General features: G+C 70.1%; 11 protein-coding genes. 4 read left to right on the forward strand and 7 right to left on the reverse strand.

What is annotated here, in order from left to right; translation table 11 throughout:
- Positions 1–333 precede the first annotated feature (333 nt).
- Positions 334–1173 carry an alpha/beta hydrolase gene (locus AB0N02_RS35365; protein ID WP_363955638.1) on the forward strand — a complete coding sequence of 280 codons (840 nt, stop codon included), beginning with the start codon at positions 334–336 and terminating at the stop codon, positions 1171–1173.
- A 168-nt stretch (positions 1174–1341) separates the two neighbouring features.
- On the forward strand, positions 1342–1818 hold the full coding sequence (locus AB0N02_RS35370) for a GNAT family N-acetyltransferase (protein ID WP_363955640.1): 477 nt from the start codon (positions 1342–1344) through the stop codon (positions 1816–1818).
- 110 nt (positions 1819–1928) lie between these two features.
- Here the strand turns inward: AB0N02_RS35370 and AB0N02_RS35375 are convergent, their stop codons facing one another.
- The 5 genes from AB0N02_RS35375 to AB0N02_RS35395 form a co-directional block, all read right to left on the reverse strand.
- Positions 1929–5699, reverse strand: a complete 3771-nt coding sequence (locus AB0N02_RS35375) for an ATP-dependent DNA helicase (RefSeq protein WP_363955643.1) — start codon at positions 5697–5699, stop codon at positions 1929–1931.
- A gap of 31 nt (positions 5700–5730) precedes the next feature.
- A complete protein-coding gene (locus AB0N02_RS35380; protein ID WP_363955646.1) occupies positions 5731–9156 on the reverse strand; it encodes an ATP-dependent DNA helicase in 3426 nt (1141 codons plus the stop codon).
- 240 nt (positions 9157–9396) lie between these two features.
- Positions 9397–12594: a S8 family serine peptidase gene (locus AB0N02_RS35385; RefSeq protein ID WP_363955649.1), complete on the reverse strand. Its 3198-nt coding sequence runs from the start codon at positions 12592–12594 to the stop codon at positions 9397–9399.
- A gap of 346 nt (positions 12595–12940) precedes the next feature.
- Complete coding sequence (locus AB0N02_RS35390; RefSeq protein WP_363955651.1) at positions 12941–13591, reverse strand: DUF4143 domain-containing protein; 651 nt, start codon at positions 13589–13591, stop codon at positions 12941–12943.
- Positions 13592–13867: 276 nt separating this feature from the next.
- Positions 13868–14986, reverse strand: coding sequence for a hypothetical protein (locus AB0N02_RS35395; protein WP_363955654.1), 1119 nt, complete (start codon positions 14984–14986; stop codon positions 13868–13870).
- A gap of 322 nt (positions 14987–15308) precedes the next feature.
- Between AB0N02_RS35395 and AB0N02_RS35400 the strand changes: the two genes are divergently transcribed.
- The gene (locus AB0N02_RS35400) at positions 15309–15512 is read left to right on the forward strand and encodes a hypothetical protein (RefSeq protein ID WP_363955657.1); all 204 of its coding nucleotides are present in this window, start codon (positions 15309–15311) and stop codon (positions 15510–15512) included.
- Positions 15513–15571: 59 nt separating this feature from the next.
- Entirely contained in the window at positions 15572–15799 is a 228-nt protein-coding gene (locus AB0N02_RS35405; RefSeq protein WP_363955659.1) for a hypothetical protein, read from the forward strand.
- A gap of 266 nt (positions 15800–16065) precedes the next feature.
- Here AB0N02_RS35405 and AB0N02_RS35410 read toward each other — a convergent pair whose 3' ends face one another.
- Both AB0N02_RS35410 and AB0N02_RS35415 read right to left on the reverse strand, forming a co-directional pair.
- Positions 16066–16827, reverse strand: coding sequence for a class I SAM-dependent methyltransferase (locus AB0N02_RS35410; RefSeq protein WP_363955662.1), 762 nt, complete (start codon positions 16825–16827; stop codon positions 16066–16068).
- A 277-nt stretch (positions 16828–17104) separates the two neighbouring features.
- A complete protein-coding gene (locus AB0N02_RS35415) occupies positions 17105–18238 on the reverse strand; it encodes a hypothetical protein (RefSeq protein ID WP_363955664.1) in 1134 nt (377 codons plus the stop codon).
- Positions 18239–18632 lie beyond the last annotated feature (394 nt).

An 18632-nucleotide genomic window follows, 5' to 3' on the forward strand; every position in this document is an offset into this window, starting at 1 on the left:
GGGCCGGCGGCTCGCCGTACGAGAAACCTGCCGTACGGGGAACCGGGAGAAGAATTCTCCACTTCTCCAGGGTGAAACGACGCGGAAGCGCATTCGGCGAACAGAATGGAATTACATCAAAGGAGCGACTTCCCCCGGGCGGGCGGATTCACCGGGGGAAGTGAACGGCCGGACAGGCCACCCCCGTCCTCCTCCGAAGAAGGGCACACATTCCTCGGCTTTCCCCGACAGCGGATTCGACCGGCCGACCGGGAAACCGGGAGCCGCCGGGAGACCGTTCGATCCACGCCAGGCGGGCATACCGCCGCATATTCGGACACGAAAGGATTTGTGATGGCCGAAAGCTCATACGTGAAGTCTGCCGATGGGACGGTTATCGGTTACGAAACCTACAAAGGCGCCGGAAACGACCCCGGAGTCGTCGTCGTGGGTGGCAGCATGCTTTCCGGGCGTTACTACCGGGACCTGGCGACGCGTCTCGCCGACCCCCTCACCGTCCACGTCGTCGACCGGCGCGGACGGGGAGCCAGCGGGCCGCAGGGACGCGACTACGACATCGGCAAGGAGTGCGACGACGTCGTCGCCGTGATGGAGCGGACCGGCGCGAGGAACCTGTTCGGGCACAGCTACGGCGGCCTCGTCGTGTTGCGTACGGCACTGCGCCACCCCGTCGATGCGGCCGCCGTGTTCGAACCCGCGGTGTCGATCGACGGCTCCTTCCCGACCTGGTTCGTACCGGGTTTCAAGCAGGCCGTGGCCGCGGACCGACCGGCCCGCGCCATGGCGCTGCTCGTCAAGGGGCTGGGGCTCTCCGGGCCGCTCGGCCGCCTCCCCCTGCCGGTGCTGACCTGGCTGGGCGGCCTGATGGTGGTCACGGGCATGGGACGCGAGTTCAGGGAGATCATGCCGACCATGCCGCCGGAGGTCGACGCGGGGCTCGGACTGGACTCGACGGGCGAGGAGTACGCCGGCGTCACCGCGCGCGTCCTCCTCCTGGCGGGCGACCGTACGGCGGGCTACCTGCGTGGCGCGGCCGAACGGCTGGCCACGCTGATCCCCCACTCACAGATCACCGTGATGCCCGGTCTGTCCCACGAAGGCCCCCAACGAGCCCCCGAACGCGTCGCGGCCGAACTCCGGGCGTTCTTCCGGCCACATCCCCCGTCGGCCTGAGCCGGGCGCACGCCTGGACGGATCCCCCGCCCGCCGCCTGGCCGGGTCCCCACGGTTTGTCGGTTCCTGTCCGTACCCTCCTCTCGGCTCACTCTTACCTCGGGAGCCTTCTGGTCACGCGAGGTCTGACGAGTTCGGGACACGTCAAGACAGCAAGGAGAGCACGGCATGAGCGATCTCGTACTGCGTGACATGATCCAGAGCGACCTTCAGGCGTTCTACCGGCATCAGCTGGACCCGGTGGCCAACCGGATGGCGGCCTTCACCGTCAAGGACCCGGCGGACCTGGACGCCTTCACCACCCGCTGGACCAAAATTCTCAACGACGACGGCAGCGTCAAAAAGACGATCGTGCTCGACGGCGAGGTGGTGGGTCATGTCCTGACCTACGGCCAGGCCGACGAGCTGGAGGTCACCTACTGGATCGCCCCGGAGCACTGGGGTCACGGCATCGCCACCCGAGCACTTGCGGAGTTCCTTGCCCGTCATCCGGTGCGGCCGCTGTTCGCCCGGGTCGCGGAGGACAATCTGGGATCCTTGCGGGTCCTGCAAAAGTGCGGGTTCGGCATCTACGGCGAGGACAGCGGATTCTCCAACGCACGCGGGGAGACCGTCGAGGAATACCTCCTCGAACTCCCCTGGTGACCGCCGGTTTCCGTCACCGAAGACGAGCCCGTGATGGGCCGTCGTTGCGACGGCCCATCACCCGATCACGAAGGACGGCTGGAGTAACGGCGACTTGACGCGTCGGCCGCTCAGCCGATCGTGGGGACCGACTCGATGAGGGCGACCAGGCCGCGTTCGTCGAGGAGGTTGGCCGGGCGGACCGTCTCGTTGGAGCGGACGTAGTGGAAGGCGGCGCTCACCCGGTCCAGTGGCACGGCGGCCAGGTGGGACCAGGCCAGACGGTAGGCGGCGAGCTGTACGGCCGCGGCCGCCTCGGCCTTCCTGCCCGGGGGCCGTTGTCCCGTCTTCCAGTCGACGACCTCGTAGCCGCCGTCGGGGGTCTCGAAGACCGCGTCCATCCGGCCCCTGACCAGCCGGTCGGCGATCATCGTCTCGAACGGGACCTCGATGTCCAGTGGCTCCCTGCCCGCCCACTCGCTCTCCTCGAACCGCTCGCGCAACTCGTCGAGATGGGCGTCCGCGAGCTCCTCGACACCGTCGGAGGAGCCGGGCAGGTCGAGCTCGTCGATCAGCCGCTGCTGGCCCCAGCGGGACTCCAGCCAGCTGTGGAAGGAGGTGCCCCTGCGAGCCAGCGGGGCGGGCTTCCTGGGCACGGGACGGCGGATCCGGCGGGCCAGCGACCTGGGGTCGGAGGCCAGGGTGACCAGGGACGAGACGGTCAGGTGGACGGGCAGCTCGACCTTGCCCGGACCACGCCGCCGGCGCGTCTCGCGTTCCCTGAGCAGCAACTCGATGTCACGCTCCCAGGCCTTCGCCCGTTCCCTGTCCCATCCGCGCAGCTCCGCGAGAGCCGTGGCGGGGTCGGCCACGGGCCCACGCCCGTGCTCGCGCTCGGATCCGTCTTCGGGGCCCCGATCGCGTTCAGGTCCGTCTTCGGGGCCCCGATCATGCTCGGGTCCGTCTTCGGTGTCCCGTGCGGGTTCGTGTCCGGATGCGGGAAGGGCGGGGGCGTCGTCCACCGTGCCTGAGGCCGCGTCCCGGTCTCCCGGGCGCGAAGCCGGGCCCCGGTTCGGCGGGGCCTCCGGGAGGTCGTCGAAGTTCCCGTAGGCCTCGAAGCCGCCGTGGTCCTCGTCCCCGTCGTCGGGGTACGCCGCGAAATCCCCGTGATCCGCGAAGTCCTCGGGGAACGGGACGTCCTCGTCCACCGGGACGGAGCCGTCCGCGCCGGGATCATCGGGGAAGGAGTCGAGGAAGGGAAGGTCTACGACCGGTCCCGTCGGCCGGGAACCCGCCGGGACGGTCCTGCCCTTCGATACGGCCGGGCCGGACGACGAGGCGGACAGGGCGGCGAGGGCCGCCTCGACCATGGTGGCGCCGTCGAGAACGGCCTCGTACCGCAGGCCGTCCGGGGTGACCGGCCAGGGGGACTCGGCGGGGTCGGCCAGGAGCGGGTTGGTCGCCCCCTCCTCGGCCTCGGGAGCCCAGACGGCCACCCGGCCGCAGGTCTCGCGGATCTCCATCAGGAAGTCCGAGGGCTCCAGGGGCTTGGAGGCGCTGCCCCACCGGTAGCCGGAGGCGATCAGCAGGTAGTGGGCCCGGGTGACGGCGACGTAGGCCAGGCGGCGCTCCTCCATCAGGTCGCGGTCACGGCAGCGCTCGTCGAACTCGACCAGCTCCTCCTTGGAGAGCCCGGCCAGCTGCGGCAGGTCGGAGGCGTCGCCGCGCAGCGGGTAGGGCAGCTTGCGCGGGTTCTCCGTCCACTTGGGGCTGGTGACGGGCCGGGCGGGGAAGATCGTGCCGACGGTCAGGGCCCCGGACTTGGCCAGCGCCTGGGACATGCCGGGCACCACGACGACCGGCCACTCCAGTCCCTTGGAGGCGTGGACGGTCATCAGCTTGACGCTGTTGCTCTCGCCGACCCGGCCCACGTCCAGACCGTTCTCCTCCTCGTCCGCCGCCTTCAGGAAGGCCAGGAACGCACCCAGCGTCGGGTCCTCGGAGTCTCCGGCGAAACGGGCGGCGGCGTCCAGGAAGGCGTCCAGGTCGGCGCGGGCGGCGAACACCCCGACGGCCGACCCCCGGGCGGCGACCTCGATGTCCAGGCCGAGCCTGCGCTCGATCTCGACGATCAGGTCGGGCAGCGGCTGGCCGGTGTGGGCGCGCAGGATCCGCAGTTCCTGGGCCAGGGCCACCAGCCGTACCCGGGCGAGGGGCGAGAACAGGTCCTGCCACTCGGGCCGGTCGGGCAGCTCGTCGAGGGCGTCGACCAGGCTGCCGCGCTCCTCGGCCATGTCCGCCACGACCTGGTCCAGCGGGTCGGCCGTTCCCGGCCCCCTCTCGTGGTTCTCCCTGTTCAGCTCCCGCGCCCGCTCCCCCAGCTCCTTCAGATCGGCGGGACCGATCCGCCAGCGGGGGCCCGACAGCAGCCTGACCAGGGCGTCCCCGGCCGACGGGTCGTAGATCACGCGCAGCGTCGCGACGATGTCGGCCACCTCGGGCACGGTCATCAGGCCGCCGAGACCGACGACCTCCACGGGGATGCCGCGCGCCTCCAGCGCCCGGCGCAGCGCGGGGAACTGCGACCGCTTGCGGGCCAGGATCGCCACGTCGTTGGGCTGGAGGCACTGCGGGCCGCCCCAGGCGCTCTGCTTGGCCTTCTTGCGCTCGCCGTCGCCCCAGGGCAGCCCGTCGGGGGCGCTCTCGGTCCCCAGCAGCTTGTCGATCCTGTCCGCGACCCACTCCGCCTCCTCGTCGGCGGTCTCGTGGAAGGCGCACACCACCCGGCCCCGCTCGACGCGGTTGCCCCCGGGCACCAGTACCGGCACCTCCCGGGCCTCCAGACGCAGCGGGATCTGCACCCTGGCCGCGACGTCGAGGACGGCGTCGCCGTTGCGGAAGCTCACCGACAGGCGCCGGACAGGGGCGAGCTCCCCCGAGGCGGTCCTGAAGTCGCGGGGGAAGCGGGTGAGGTTGCCGGAGGAGGCGCCGCGCCAGCCGTAGATGGACTGGCAGGGGTCGCCGACGGCGGTCACCGGGTGTCCGCCGCCGAACAGCGAGCGGAGCAGGACGAGCTGGGCGTGGCTGGTGTCCTGGTACTCGTCCAGCAGGACGACGGCGAACCTGCCCCGCTCGATCTCACCGACCTCGGGGTGCCCGGCGGCGATCCGGGCGGCCAGCGCCATCTGGTCGCCGTGGTCGACGACCTCCCGGCGCCGCTTGAGCCGGTCGTACGCCTCGACCAGCGGCAGCAGCTGCTCCCTGGCCCGCTGCGTGGCCAGGGGCCTGTTCTGGAGCTGGATGGGCCGGCCGGGCAGCCTCTGGTGCCGCTCGGTGAGCCAGGCGCCGATCTCCCGCACGTCCCGCGGGGTGCGCAGGTGCTCGGCCAGCTCTCCGGCCAGCTCCAGCACGGCGCGGGTGACGGTGGCCGGGCCCCACTCGATCTGCTCCATCGGCCCGTCGTAGCCGCTGACCACCCGCCCGGCCAGCTGCCAGGAGACAGCGGGGCTGACCAGGCGCATGGTCGGCTCCAGCGCCTCCCGCAGGGCGTGGTCGGTGACCAGCCGGGCGGCGTAGGCGTGGTAGGTCGAGATGGTCGGCTCGCCCGCCAGCAGGTCGGCGGGGACCTGCTCGGCCGCGACCAGGCCGTTGAGCCGCTCTCGGACGCGCACGGCCAGCTCTCCGGCGGCCTTCCTGGTGAAGGTCAGGCCGAGCACCTGCTCGGGACGGACCAGCCCGTTGGCCACCAGCCAGACGACCCGCCCCGCCATGGTCTCGCTCTTGCCCGATCCGGCCCCGGCGACCACGACCATCGGTTCGAGCCCGGCCTCGATCACCTCGGCCTGCTCGGGCGTCGGCGGGAGGATGCCGAGCTTGGCGGCCAGCTGGGTAGGGCTCAGCACGGGACCCCGCCCCGGGCCCCGGCGGTACGGCTCAGCACACCTGGTCTCCGTTCTTGCTGACCGGGCAGCTGGACCGCACGGCGCAGGTGCGGCATCCGTCGTTGACCTTGGCCTGGAAGAACGGCCCCGACATGCCGATCGCCACGGTGTCGACCATGTCGCGGGCCCAGCCCGGATCGGCGTCCTCCGACAGCGGGCCCTGGATCTGCTCCTTGGCGTCCTTCCTGCCCGCCGCGTCACCCACCTGGACCAGGGCGGCGCCGCCCGGCTCGGTCATGCCGTGCCGTTCGAAGGCGCCCAGCAGCGCGGCGAGCTGGTAGACGCCGAGCTGGGGGTGACGTTCGAGGTCGACGTCCTTGGGGCCGTTCTTGCCGGTCTTGATGTCGATGATCACCGCCCGGCCCTCGCCGTCGCGCTCGACCCGGTCGACCCGGCCCTTGATCTGCACGCCCTCGGAAACCATGGCGGTGAACGCCTCCTCCAGACCGACCAGCTCCCTGGGGTTGTCCTGGTGCCAGCGGACGAACTTGGAGATCATCTCCTCGGCGACCTTGCGCTGCTTGCGGTTGTACCACGCGCCGCCGAAGTCCAGCTCGTGCCAGACGTCGTCGAGACGCTTGCCGAGGGTGTCCTCGGTGGGCATGCCGGTCGCGGCCAGCACCGCCAGGGCGTGGATGACCGTGCCGAGCCCCCGGGCGACGTCGGTACCGCCCGCGCCGACGGAGGTCTCCAGCAGCCAGCGCAGGCCGCACTTGCTGAAGCTCTCGACCGCCGACGGCGAGATCCGCACGATGTCGTCCGGCCAGCTCAGCGGGCGGTCGTCGGAGATCGGTGTGAGGGCGTACCACTCGTTGGGGTGGGCGCCGGGCACCCCGGCGGCGGCGAGCCTGGCCAGGTGCCGGGCGGCGGCTTCGCGGAGCGGGCCGGGCCTGGTCGGGTCGGAGACCGCCGAGCGCAGGTCCGCGACCAGGGCGGACATGCTCAGCCAGCGGGAGCGCTCGTCGATGACCGTCTCCCCGGTCTCGCCCGGGGCCAGCTCGGTGAGGAACCTGGAGGGCCGCTCCTCGACGTCCTCTCCGCCGACGGCGGTGACGACCAGCTTGGTCCTGGCCCTGGTGGCCGCCACGTAGAACAGGCGGCGCTCCTCGGCCAGCAGCTGGGAGGCGAGCGCGGCGGAGACGGCGGCCGGGTTCTCGTGCTCGGAGCCCGCCGCCTTGGCGACCATGTCGTCGGTGCCGAGCACGGATCCGCGCAGCCGCAGATCCGGCCACGCCCCCTCCTGGACGCCGGCCACGACCACGACGTCCCACTCCAGGCCCTTGGAACGGTGGGCGGTCATGATGCGCACCGTGTCGCTGTCGGGGGCGTGCTCGGCGAGGGAGTCGCCGGGGATCTCCTGGGCGATCAGGTTCTCGACGAACACCTCGACGCCCGCGTGCGGCAGCCGGTCGACGAACCTGGCCGCGTAGTCGAACAGCGCGACGACCGCGTCGAGGTCGCGGTCGGCCATCGTGCCCCGGAAGCCGCCGGAGACACTGGTCTCCGTCCATTTCTCGGCCAGGCCGGTGGCGTTCCAGACGCCCCAGAGGACGTCCTCGGCGGTGCCGCCGCGCCGTACGACGTCGGCCGCGCCCGCGATGAGCCGGGCGAGCCGCTCGGCGGGCAGCGCCACGTGCGGTTCGACGCGGATCAGCTCCCGCTCGTCCTTCAGCGCGGCGACCAGCAGCTGTCCCGAGGAGCGCGGCCCCGAGGCGTCACGCCCGTCCGGCCGCCCGTCCGCGTCCCTCTCAAGCTCAAGATCCGCGTCCCGTTCAAGCTCAAGATGCGCGTCCTGCTCAAGCTCAAGGTCCGGGTCGGGATCGCGCTCAAGCTCACGGGCGGGATCCTCCTCAAGGTCCCGCTCGGGAATCCGGCCGGGATCCGGGTCGAGGCCCTGTCCGAGGTCCCGCCCGGAGCCCTGTTCGGAGTCCTGTCCAAGATCCTGTCCAAGATCCTGTTCGGGGTCCTGTTCGGGGTCCCGGCCGGGTTTCCGGTCGCGGCCCCGTTCCAGGTCGCGTTCGTCGGGGTTCGTCATGGCCTCGTGCTCGGCGATGCGCAGGGCCCTGCGCAGCCGCCGCACGCCGATCATGTCGGTACCGCCGAGCACCCCGGTCAGCAGTTCCTCCGCCATCGCCTCGTCGAGGGTCTCCGGGTGGAGCGCGACCTGGATCAGCCTGATCAGTGGACGGACGCCGGGCTCCTGGAACAGCGGCAGCTCACCGCCGCCGACCACGACCGGGACCCCGGCCGTGACCAGGGCCCTGCGCAGCAGCGGCACCTGGCGCGTGGCCGAGCGCACCAGCACCGCCATACGCGACCAGGGGACGCCGTCGAGCAGGTGGGCCCTGCGCAGCGTGTCGGCCACCAGCGCGGCCTCCTGCGTGGCCCCGTCTGCCACCAGCACCCGCACCTCGCCGGGGTCGGCGTCGGGCAGGGCCTTCAGGTCCCGGTGCGCAGCGCCGCCGGGGGTCACGGGCAGGCGGGCGGTGACGCGCCTGGTCGCTTTCAGGAGCTCGGAACCGCTGCGGCGGCAGACGCGCAGGGCGATGACGGGGGCCTTCTCGCCGTCCGCGTCACGGAACCTGTCGGGGAACTCCATGATCCCGCGCACCTCGGCGCCACGGAAACCGTAGATCGACTGGTCGGGGTCGCCGACCACGACGAGGTCGCGCCCCTCCCCCGCGAGCTGCTGGAGCAGGAACTCCTGGGAGGGGTCGGCGTCCTGGTACTCGTCCACGAAGACGACGTCGTAGGCGGAGCGCTCGCGCAGCCGTACCTCGGGGTCGGTGAGCAGGCCCCCGGCGGCGCGGATCAGCTCCGAGTAGTCCAGCACGGGCTCCAGGTCCAGGTCGAACCTGGCCTGGTAGCGGTCGGCGAACCAGCCCGCGGCCACCCAGTCGGCGCGGCCGTGCCCGCGGCCCAGCCCGACCAGGTCGGCGCCGTCGAGGCCACGCTCGGCCGCGCGGGCCAGGAAGTCGCGCAGTTCCTGGGCGAAACCGCGGGTCTTGAGCGCCTCGCGCATGTCCTGCGGCCACAGCAGGCCTCCGTCCTCCAGCTCGCCGTGGAGCAGGCGGCGGATCTCCAACAGCTGCTCGGGCGCGGTGAGCACCCTGGGCGCGGGTTCTCCCCTGTGGACGGCCTCGCGGCGCAGCAGCGCGTAGGCGTAGCTGTGGAAGGTGAGCGCGAGGGGGGTGCGGGTGGTGCGGCGAATCCGGCCGGTGATGCGCTCGCGCAGTTCCTCGGCCGCCTTGCGGCTGTAGGTGAGGACGAGCACCCGTTCGGGGTCGGCGCCGCGGCGTTCGACGCGGTCGACCACGCTCTCCACGATCGTGGTCGTCTTGCCGGTCCCGGGGCCTGCCAGGACGAGCAACGGACCGCTCCCGTGGGCGACCACGGCCCGTTGGTGCTCGTCGAGCACGGGGACAACAGCCTTCCCCGCATCCTCACGACGTACCAACCGCCAGCCTTGACCACTCACAACTCGTCATTCCACCAGATCCCGGGCGATGATCGTGCCGAGTCGGCCGCCACGGCATGGCGTACCCCGGTCAGGACACCCAGGACGGGCGTGCTTCCGGGGCGAATGACGTGTGATTTTCCTTTGATGTCTCGGCCGGAGCCCCGGCCTCGCGTCGCGCGAGGCCGGGGCCGGTTTCGTTTACCCGATGGCGTAGGCGCGGGTGATGGTCTGGGTGAGGCCGGTGCCCGAGGGGCCGGTCACGGTCGCGCGCAGGGAGACGAATCCCGGCGTGCCGGGGTTGCGTACCGTGGCGGTCCAGCCGGTGGTGGTCCTGATGGCGGGGACGCGTTGCCAGGTGGTGCCGTCGTCGGTGGAGACCTCCAGTTTGGTCAGGGCCGTTGCCGCCTGGGCGGCTCCGGGATTGCGCTCGATGCGGATCGGCAGCCGGGTCAGCGAGCCGGGCTTGGCGCGGTTGAACTCGTCGAGTCCGGCGGGGGCGTAGCGCACCGCGCTCAGCGGCAGCGGCTGTGCCTCGTCGGTCCTGGCCGAGCGGAAGGTCCAGACGGCCTCGACGGCGGTGGACAGGGTCGAGTGCGGCACCTGCCTGCGCACCGAGGTGGTGAGGGTGTAGGCGGCGGCCTCGGCGGGCAGGTCGGCGTCGAGCTCGCAGGTCTGCTCGGTCGCGCAGCCGGTCAGGTCGGTCTTGGCGAGGACCTGCCCGTCACGGGTGAGGGTGGCGGTACCGGTGGCGGCGTCGTCGGCGCCGAGCCTGCCGGTGGCGCCGTCAGCGAAAAGGTTGTCCGCGGGGAAGATCAGGTGGTCGCCGGTGCGTTCACCGCCGGGCAGGGTGAAGGAGGGGCCGCTCACCGCGGCGTTCCACGTCTCGTGGGTGTGCCCACGCCTGGCGTGTCCGCCGTTGTCGTACAGCCATGATGTGCCGACTCGGAGCGCGCTGTCCCATACCAGCCCGGGGGTGCGGTAGTAGGTGAACGTGCCCGGCAGGTTCACCTCTCCCTGGCGCCGCGAGAAGTCCAGGTCGTGGAAGCGGGGGCCGGAGTATGAGACGCCGGTGGCCGTCACGCCGGAGGCCGGGTAAGCCGTCGTGACTTTCGCGAGGTCGTGCCGCCTTGCCGCGTAGGTGGGGCTGTCCGGGATTCCGCCGGTGCGGTGGTCGGCGAGGTCGTAGAGATACGGGGCCTGCGAGCTCTTAGCGCCGTCCCAGACGGTTCGCATCATGTACTCCAGCCCCGCCTTGCGGGCGGGAACGAAGAAGACCTCCTCGTTGGCGTTCAACGTGGGATCCCACTCCATCTGGTTCCAGGCGCCCTCGGCGATCCCGATCTCCACTCCGGGGCGGAGCGCCGCAGCGGGGTCGTCGATCGCGTGACGGGCCTGTTTGCCCTGGCGGGCGTCCACCGTGATCCGCTGGTCCGCGCCGTCGACCTTCAGCGTGGTGTTCGCGATCGTGATCCCGCTCTCTTGCTGGGAGATGGATGCGTGCAGACCCCACTCTCCCTCGGGCACCCGGAGCCTGGCCGTGCCGTTCTCGAAGGAGAGCGGGCGGCGGTCGCCGGTCTTCGGGTCGTACAGCTCAGCGGAGCCGTCGGAGAGTTCGCCGTCCCTGCCCAGGAGGGTGACGGTCACGTCGTAGGACTCCGGCTCGACGTAGGCCCCGGCCAGCGTACGTACCACGGTCTGGCCTGACTTGGCGGTGATGGTCCCGGGATAGTCTCCCGGTGCTTTACCGGTGGCGTCGAGGGTGAGGGTGACCGAGGCTTTTCCGCCCGCGGGCACCTCCAGACGCCGGGTCGGCAGTTTGAGCACCTCGCCCTCGGCGGTCAGGTCGAGAGTGACCGGTGAGTCACCGGAGTTGGTGTAGGTGATGGTCTTGGTGTTCACCCGCTCGGTGTTCCAGGGGAAGGCGGCCCACACGTTGCCGGGCTCCGCGGTGACCTGCTGGGCCAGGGCGCGCACCAGGTCGATGCGGCCCGCGCCCTGCTGGTAGGCCGTGGCGCCTGCGGCGGGGGCGGCGCTGCCGATGAGGGCGGCCTTGAGCTGTTGCCCGGTCCAGTCGGGGTGGCGCTGGGCCAGGATCGCCGCGGCCCCGACCACGTGCGGGGCGGCCATGGAGGTGCCGGACCTGGTGACGTAGGGGCCGTCGGCGGTGCCCGCGGCCGCCGCGGCCGTGATGTCCACGCCCGGCGCGGTGACGTCCGGTTTGATGGCGTGGTCGCCCTTGCGCGGCCCCGCGCTGGAGAAGCCGGCCACCTTGTCCCGGTGGTCGACCGCGCCGACGGTCAGCGCCGCGTCCGCGCTGCCGGGGCTGCCCACTGTGGGCCCGTCGTTCCCCGAGTTGCCGGCGGCCACGACGAACAGTGTGCCGGTCCGCTCCGACAGCGTGTTCACCGCCTGCTCCACCGGGTCGAGCTCCGGGGTGTCGGTCGACCCGAAGCTCATGTTGACGATCTTGGCCTTGACCTCGACGGCTGCCCACTCCATGCCCGCCAGGATGGCGGAGTCGGTGCCGCCGTCCCTGCCGCCGAGCTTGCCGATAGCGAGTTTGGCGTCCGGTGCCACGCCCCGGTACTTCTGCCCGGCGCCGGCGATGATCGAAGCGATGTGGGTGCCGTGGCCGAACGTGTCGCGGATGTCAGGTTCGTCGCTGAAGTTGCGTTCCTGGGTCACCACGCCCTTCAGGTCGGGGTGGGTGGGGTCGTAGCCGGTGTCGAGTACGGCGACGGTGACACCTTTGCCGGTCAGGCCCTGCCGCCAGGCCTGGGGGGCGCCGATCTGCTCGACGCTCCGGTCCAGGGTGAAGGAGCGGCGGCCGTCCAGCCAGAGTTTGGTCCTGCCCGCGGACAGGGCGTGGGGTCCGCCGGTCAGGTCCTTCCAGGCCTGGGCGGTGTTCGCCTTGGGTACTCGCAGGGCGGTCATGCCCAGGCCGGCCAGGGGCCGGGCCTGCAGGGCGCCCTGCGGGGCGGCGGGAGCCTGCTCGCCGGTGGTCTGGGTGATCAGCGGGATGTCGGTGCGGTCGGCGTCGCCGTACCTCCACTCCAGCAGCTGGGTGATGTCGAACAGCCGCTGGTCCAGGGTGCCGTCGGCGATCAGGGGGCGGGCGTCGGACGGGATCACGTACAGGTGTCCTCCGAGCACCTGTCGGGTGAAGCCCACGTTCCTGCCCTGGCCGGGTTCGATGTGGTATCCCCTGCCGGCGATGGTGACCCGGTCGCCGGTGATCAGGGTCACGCCGTTCGTTCCGCTCGCGCCCGAGGGGCCGTTCGTTCTGCCCGTGCCGGAGGGTTCGGCGAGAGCGGGTTGTGCCTGAAGCGGGGCGGCGCCGAGGGCGCACGCCAGCAGGGCGGCCATGGGTATGGCCGCAAATGATCTTCTTGGCATGGGGAAGACCGTACTTCGCGCCATGAAGTAAGGGCAATGAATTAAGTAAAGTCCTGATTTCTGATGGCTACTCGCGACATTCCTGATACGTGCCCGAATCATTTCTGATGGCTGCTTGAAACATTTCCGATGGCCGCTTCTGAGTTTGAAAGACCGGTGCTACCAGGGGCCGGGCGGGGAGAGGTGCCGGCTGGGCGAGCGGCGCCCGGAACGGCGACGGCCGGGGTGGAGCAGGTCCGGCCACGCACGGACACCCCGAGGACCAGCGCTGGACACAGGGCGGCGGCAAAAGGGCGGCACTCGACATGGCGAGTGGGACCGGTCATTGAAGTGGCGGCGTGTCCGGTCAGGCGTTTATGCGGTGGCCCTTGGGCGCCGTCTCCCATAGGGCACTGACTGGAACGGCCAGCATCCGGTCCCCGAAGGAGAAGGTCTGCGTGCCGGTATGCAGAACCAGTCCGGCGACGAAGTCGGTGCCCACCCGTTCGGCTAGGTGGCGAAGCCCTTTGAAGTCGTCCGGCCGCACGGTGGAGGCGGCCTTGATCTCGATGCCCACGACCTGCCCCTGGCGGCTCTCCAAGACGGCGTCCACCTCCACCTTGTCCTTGGTCCGGTAGTGGTACAGGTCGACCAGGGTGTCCGCCCAGGTCGCCTGGCGAGCCAGTTCCATCAGGACGAAGCCCTCCAGCAGCGGACCGAACGCGGAACCGGGCCGGAGGAGGCTGCGGGCATCGACGCCGAGCAGGTTCGCGGCCACGCCCGAGTCGACGAAGGCGACCTTGGGGGTGTGCACAGCCCGGCTGCTGATGTTCTTCGACCAGGCGGGGACTCGCTTGATCAGGAAGACCTCTTCCAGCAGCGCCAGGAATCTGGCGGTGGTGGTGCCGGGCAGACCGAGGTCCCGGCCCAGTGACTGAACGACGAGAAGCTGGCCGGACCGGGCAGCCAGCGATTGGTGGTGAGATGGTCGCCTTGCTCGCGGTGAAATAGTCGCCACCGATGTGGGAGATGGCCGCTTCCCGACAGGCTCGTGCCATACGGGACTGCAAGGGAACTCACCTTCCCGCGTGGTACTCCGCGCAGCGAGACCGGCCAGCGGAATCACCTCGTCATCCCCGCGCGCACACCCCCTCCCTCACCACGCGCACCCCTCCCTCACCGCGTGCGCAGCCGTTCGGGCGCCGGTACGGCGAGCAGTGAGGCGGAGCGGGTCGGCGCCGATGAACGGCGCTCAACCCGGTGAACGCTTCCAGAGCCCGGCTCGAAGATGACATCAGATGCCCGTCTGTACCGCTTCCACCCGCTTTCTCAGCTCAGTGGTGGCATCGGAAAGCGTGGATGACAAGGCTGCCCGCGACGCCTCAAGCCGCTTGGCGGCGGCAGCCAGGATGCCGACAGTGCGTAGCGAGCCCACTTCTCCGACGTCCGGTAGCAGCGTGATCAACACCGGTTCGGCCTCCTGCCATGCGCCCGCCTGGACGAGGATTTCCAACTGCTGAGACCGGTCGTTGAAATGACAGCGTGTTCTCCCGGCTTCGCACCCCTCCACGGCATGCCCGATCGCCTCAACCGCGCGACCCCACGAGCCGAGACCGCTGTGGCATACAGCCTCGTGAAGGGACAACTCGTGATCGTCAAGCCACCATGTCCACTGCGGGTCGTCGCCATGTACACCGTCACCGATCTGTGCGCGGGCGGCGCCGAGAGCGTTGAAGGCCCCCGTTTCCTCTTCGAGCTGTGCGAGCGCCCGCGCCCGTCGCAAGTGAAAGAGTGCTGCGGTCCTGCCCGACACGCGTCCTCGGTCGAGCACCGAGTCCGCCGCCCGTAGGGCTTCACGCGATCGGCGAAGGTAGACGCCTTGCATGCTCAGGTGAGAGGTCTGAAACAGCTCCATGCCACGATCGCCTGCGAGTCTGCTTATCAACATGGCCTCATGGATGAGCTGGCGAGACAAAGACTGACGGTCGGCGTCATAGGCGATCCATGCGGCGATCTCTCCGGTCTCACCGGCTGCTGCCTGGAGGTCACGCTCGACGGCGGATAGGTACTGGCCCGTGGCGAGTCTGTTGTATGCACTACGGAAAACACGACAGGCGATCGGCACCAGATCTGCCCCGCCATAAGTATTGTCCAGCGCGACGAGCTGCTGATTGACGGTTCGCAGAGTGAGCACATATTCGGTATCGGCGGGACGCGGTTTCGTCAAATCCATAAATGGGGAAAAATCACCCCCAAACAGCACGTCACCATCGTTCCGAGAGACGAGCGCATGACTCCCAGGGAAAGCACCGAAGAGCTCATGGTCGGTCTTGCCGTATATCTTGCGATACAGCGGCCGATACGGTTCGTCCGGCTTGTGCCGCCCAGCCTCGTGCCCCTTGATGCTGGCCACCACTGACTTCAGACCGGGCAGAGTGTATGGGTCAGCCGCTTTCAGCATCTCGCGGGCGAGATCGGTACGCCCCCAACCACGTATTTCGCGTTCAGCTCGTAGCTGCCTGGCCCATTTAGGAAGTTTGTCGTTTGTGGCCACCGATACCTCGCCGCAGGTGGGTAAACGCTGCTCTTACTCCCAGTATCCCCACCGCCATACCTCGACGTCACGTTATCGCTCCACTGAAATGGCCATACATCAAAACGACGGCCCCGCCCGGCGCTCGCGACGCTCGGACGGGGCCTTGATCGCAACGGAGGTGCGATCCGTGGAAAATGCTATGCCCGCCCCTGCACGACAGACGATTCCCGGGTGGCGGCTGATCATCAGTGACGCCGGACGGTTCTGGGCACTACGTCAGACGCCGTTCCGCATCGAGGCGATGCGGGCCGGAGCGGACCCGGCGGTGGACGCCGACACCTTCTCCGAGGTCCAGGCGGCGGTGGAGCAACAGGAGGAGATCGCCCGGCAGGTGACCTCATGATCCGGCCACGTTCCTCCCGTACGCCGGGACGTCACCGTAGCGGTCAGCCGTACTCCCCTGTGCATCGCAGGGTTTGGGACGGTCCGCCCCGCGCCGAGGCCGAGCTTCTGGAACGTTCCCATCCTTGCTGGGTCGTGCTCTACAGCCTGGGCAACCGCCGCTTCTACGCCATCGCCACCTGGGCCGCCCCACGACCGGTGATCGTCGAGGGAGACACCGCCGAGGAGGTACGGGACCGGATGTGGGAGACGGAGATCGCGCGCCCTTCCGAGCTCAGAGCCGCCTGAGCCCCGACACCCCGCCGGAAACCATCCCGGCCAGTGCTGTGACCGGGAACGTTCACCGGGCCGGACGCCGTTCATCGGCGCCGATCCGCCCCGCTTCACCACTCACCGTACCGGCGCGCAGACGGTCACGAACACGGCGAAGGTAAGCGACCACCCCACTGGCGAAACCTCGGTACGGCCGCGCCGCCGTACCTCATGATCGTGCGGCCCGGGAAGGAGGGGCCTGGGCCGCACCCCCTCCTCGCGGGTCCCGCCTCGGGCCGGGGTCAGGCCGGTTTCCGAGCCTCGATGAGGAACCGGGATGAATGGGCGACGAACGGGCCGGTTTCCTGGATTCGTTCGTGCAGCTCGCGGAGCCGGTCGAGGTAACGGCCGACGGTGAAACCGGGCACGATCCAGATCACCTTGCGCAGGAAGTAGACGACCGCGCCGACGTCGAGGAACTCCATCCGCAGCCGCTCCAGGCGGACATCGACGATCTCCAGGCCGGCTTCCCTGGCCTCGGCGCTCTCGTCGTCGGGGTGGCGCCTGCGGCGGATCTCCTCGGGCTGCGGCCCGAGGAAGTGCTCGACCACCTCGAACACGCTGGCGGGGCCGACATGCTGGGCGAAGTACGTCCCACCCGGCCGGAGCACCCGGGCGATCTCCCTCCACCACACGGTCGCGGGATGACGGCTGACCACCAGGTCGAACGCCTCGTCGGCGAACGGCAGCGGCGGTTCGTCCGGAGCCGCGACGACCACGACACCCCGCGGGTGGAGCAGCCCGGTGGCCTTGGCCACGTTCGGCGGCCAGGACTCGGTGGCGGCCATCGTCGGCGGCAGCTTCGCGGCGCCCGCCAGTACCTCCCCGCCACCGGTCTGGACGTCCAGCGCGGCGGTGACCTGGGCGAGCCGGGTGCTCATGAGGCGCTGGTATCCCCATGACGGGCGCTGCTCGGTCGCCCGCCCGTCCAGCCAGGAGAAGTCCCACCCCTCGACCGGTGCGGCCTCGGCCTCGGCCACCAACTCCTCGAAAGCACGTCCCACCCTCGCATCCTCACAGGTGAGGAACCCGCCGGACAATCCGTTTTCCCAGCTCGCCGTGGCAAGAGCCGCATAGGGAGGAGATCTCCCGGCAGGTGACCTCATGATCCGGTTACGTTCGTCCCCCTATACCGCGGTAACCACCACGTGTACATGGCACGAGACGCGTCTTCGATCCCATGTTCAGAGCCGTTCGGGCAGGAGATTGACTACGAGCGCTTCGTGGAAGCAGGGGAAGCTCGCCCTGAGTCAAGGAGATCTCAGGCCGTCATGCGCGTTCTCACAAGATGCGCCAAAACGTACCGTTAGAGAGGCCGTCCGGGTTGCCCCGCGGCGAGGCCGTGGACCCCACCGCCCACACTGTCGACGTCCCGGGCTGACGCGCGAGTGAGGACAGCACGGTGCCCGTCCCAGCGTTGGGAAGTAGCGGCACCTTCGTCCACGTCTTGCCGGTCACGTGCCAGAGGATGGTGTTCTGGCTCCATGTGGACTCGACGATCCAGACTCCGCCGGTGCCGTCCGCCTCCACCTGGCTGAGCCGCCGGCCGTCGGCCGTGCCCACTGCCATCGTCCATGCGGTGCCATCCCAATGCGCACTCAGCCTCCGGGAGTGCGGCTTCTTGTCCTCGTGTCTGTTCCAGCTGAGACTGCCGACCACCCACACGTCCTTCGGCCCGAGCACCGCGATGTCGTCCAGGTCTGCCAGGGCGTCAGTCGACGGGAGCTTCAGTTCGGGAAGGGGGACCTCCGCCCAGGCCGTACCGTTCCTGCGGACGACGAGGGGCTGATGCCCCTTGGACCCCGCCGCCCAAACCTCTCCGTCGGCATGCGCGTCGATGGCCTGGAGGGTGCCCGGCACGGGTACGGACGTCCACCTGGTGCCGTCCCAGTGCCTGGCCGCGAGCAGCGACGATGAGACGGCCCACACGTCCGTCCCACGTACGCCGGCCGCGTCGGTGGCGGTGAAGCCGCCGCCCAGGGAACCACCCAGGGAGTGGTTCGTCCAGGAGCGCCCGTCCCAGTGCACCCCCAGACTGCTGCCGAACACCCACACGTCCGAGTCCGAGGTGGCGGTGATCACCTTCAGGCCGAAGGGCGGGCCGTCCGCGACCGACTTCCACGATCTGCCGTCGAACCGCTCGACCAGGCCGCGCTTCACACCGTCCTCCTCTCGGTGCCCGACCGCCCATACCGTTCCTCCACGCAGGACCGTCACGTCGTTGAACACGTCGTTCCCGGGAAGGTCGCTGACTTTGGCGATCCACCAGCCGGGCGCGGCATGCTGGATCGCGCCGGGCCGCGATGTGCCGCTCGCGGGCGCGTACCGGGCGTTGACGGGCGTTGACGGGGCGGGGGAACAGGCTCCCACGACCACGACCACGGTGGCGGCGGTGACGAAGGTGGCGACACGCATGACAATCCGTTCTGCCCGTAGCTGGGGATCGCGCGGAGGCTCCGCGTCCGCTGTTCTCTGTTGAGACGGCCAGGCGGATCACCTGGTTCGCCCCCGACGCGCCGGAAAGCCGACGCGGCGGACGATCGCGGATCAAGTGTGGCCGGACGGCAGGACGGCTCACGCCTGGAAGGCGAGCGTGAGCCGTCCGGCGGAGCACCGTGAAGCTGCTCCTCGGTCGGGACCAAGCCTGTCTGGCAGGCGCCCCACCCCGACGGGTCGCCTAGCTTGACGTTGGTGCCGCCGATATGGCCTCGACCAGCTCGAGGGTGAAGGCTCGCAGTTCGGAGGGAGTGAGGTGACGCACCCGGGGAAAGACCTCCGGCATGGCGATGACCAACGTTCGAGCGGTCGG

The sequence above is a fragment of the Streptosporangium sp. NPDC051022 genome (assembly GCF_040683035.1).
GTDB lineage: Bacteria > Actinomycetota > Actinomycetes > Streptosporangiales > Streptosporangiaceae > Streptosporangium.

Coding starts and splice junctions, on each gene's coding strand:
- AB0N02_RS35365 (WP_363955638.1), top strand. CDS start 334: ATGGCCGAAAGCTCATACGTGAAGTCTGCCGATGGGACGGTTATCGGT.
- AB0N02_RS35370 (WP_363955640.1), top strand. CDS start 1,342: ATGAGCGATCTCGTACTGCGTGACATGATCCAGAGCGACCTTCAGGCG.
- AB0N02_RS35385 (WP_363955649.1), bottom strand. CDS start 12,594: ATGCCAAGAAGATCATTTGCGGCCATACCCATGGCCGCCCTGCTGGCG.
- AB0N02_RS35400 (WP_363955657.1), top strand. CDS start 15,309: ATGCCCGCCCCTGCACGACAGACGATTCCCGGGTGGCGGCTGATCATC.
- AB0N02_RS35415 (WP_363955664.1), bottom strand. CDS start 18,238: ATGCGTGTCGCCACCTTCGTCACCGCCGCCACCGTGGTCGTGGTCGTG.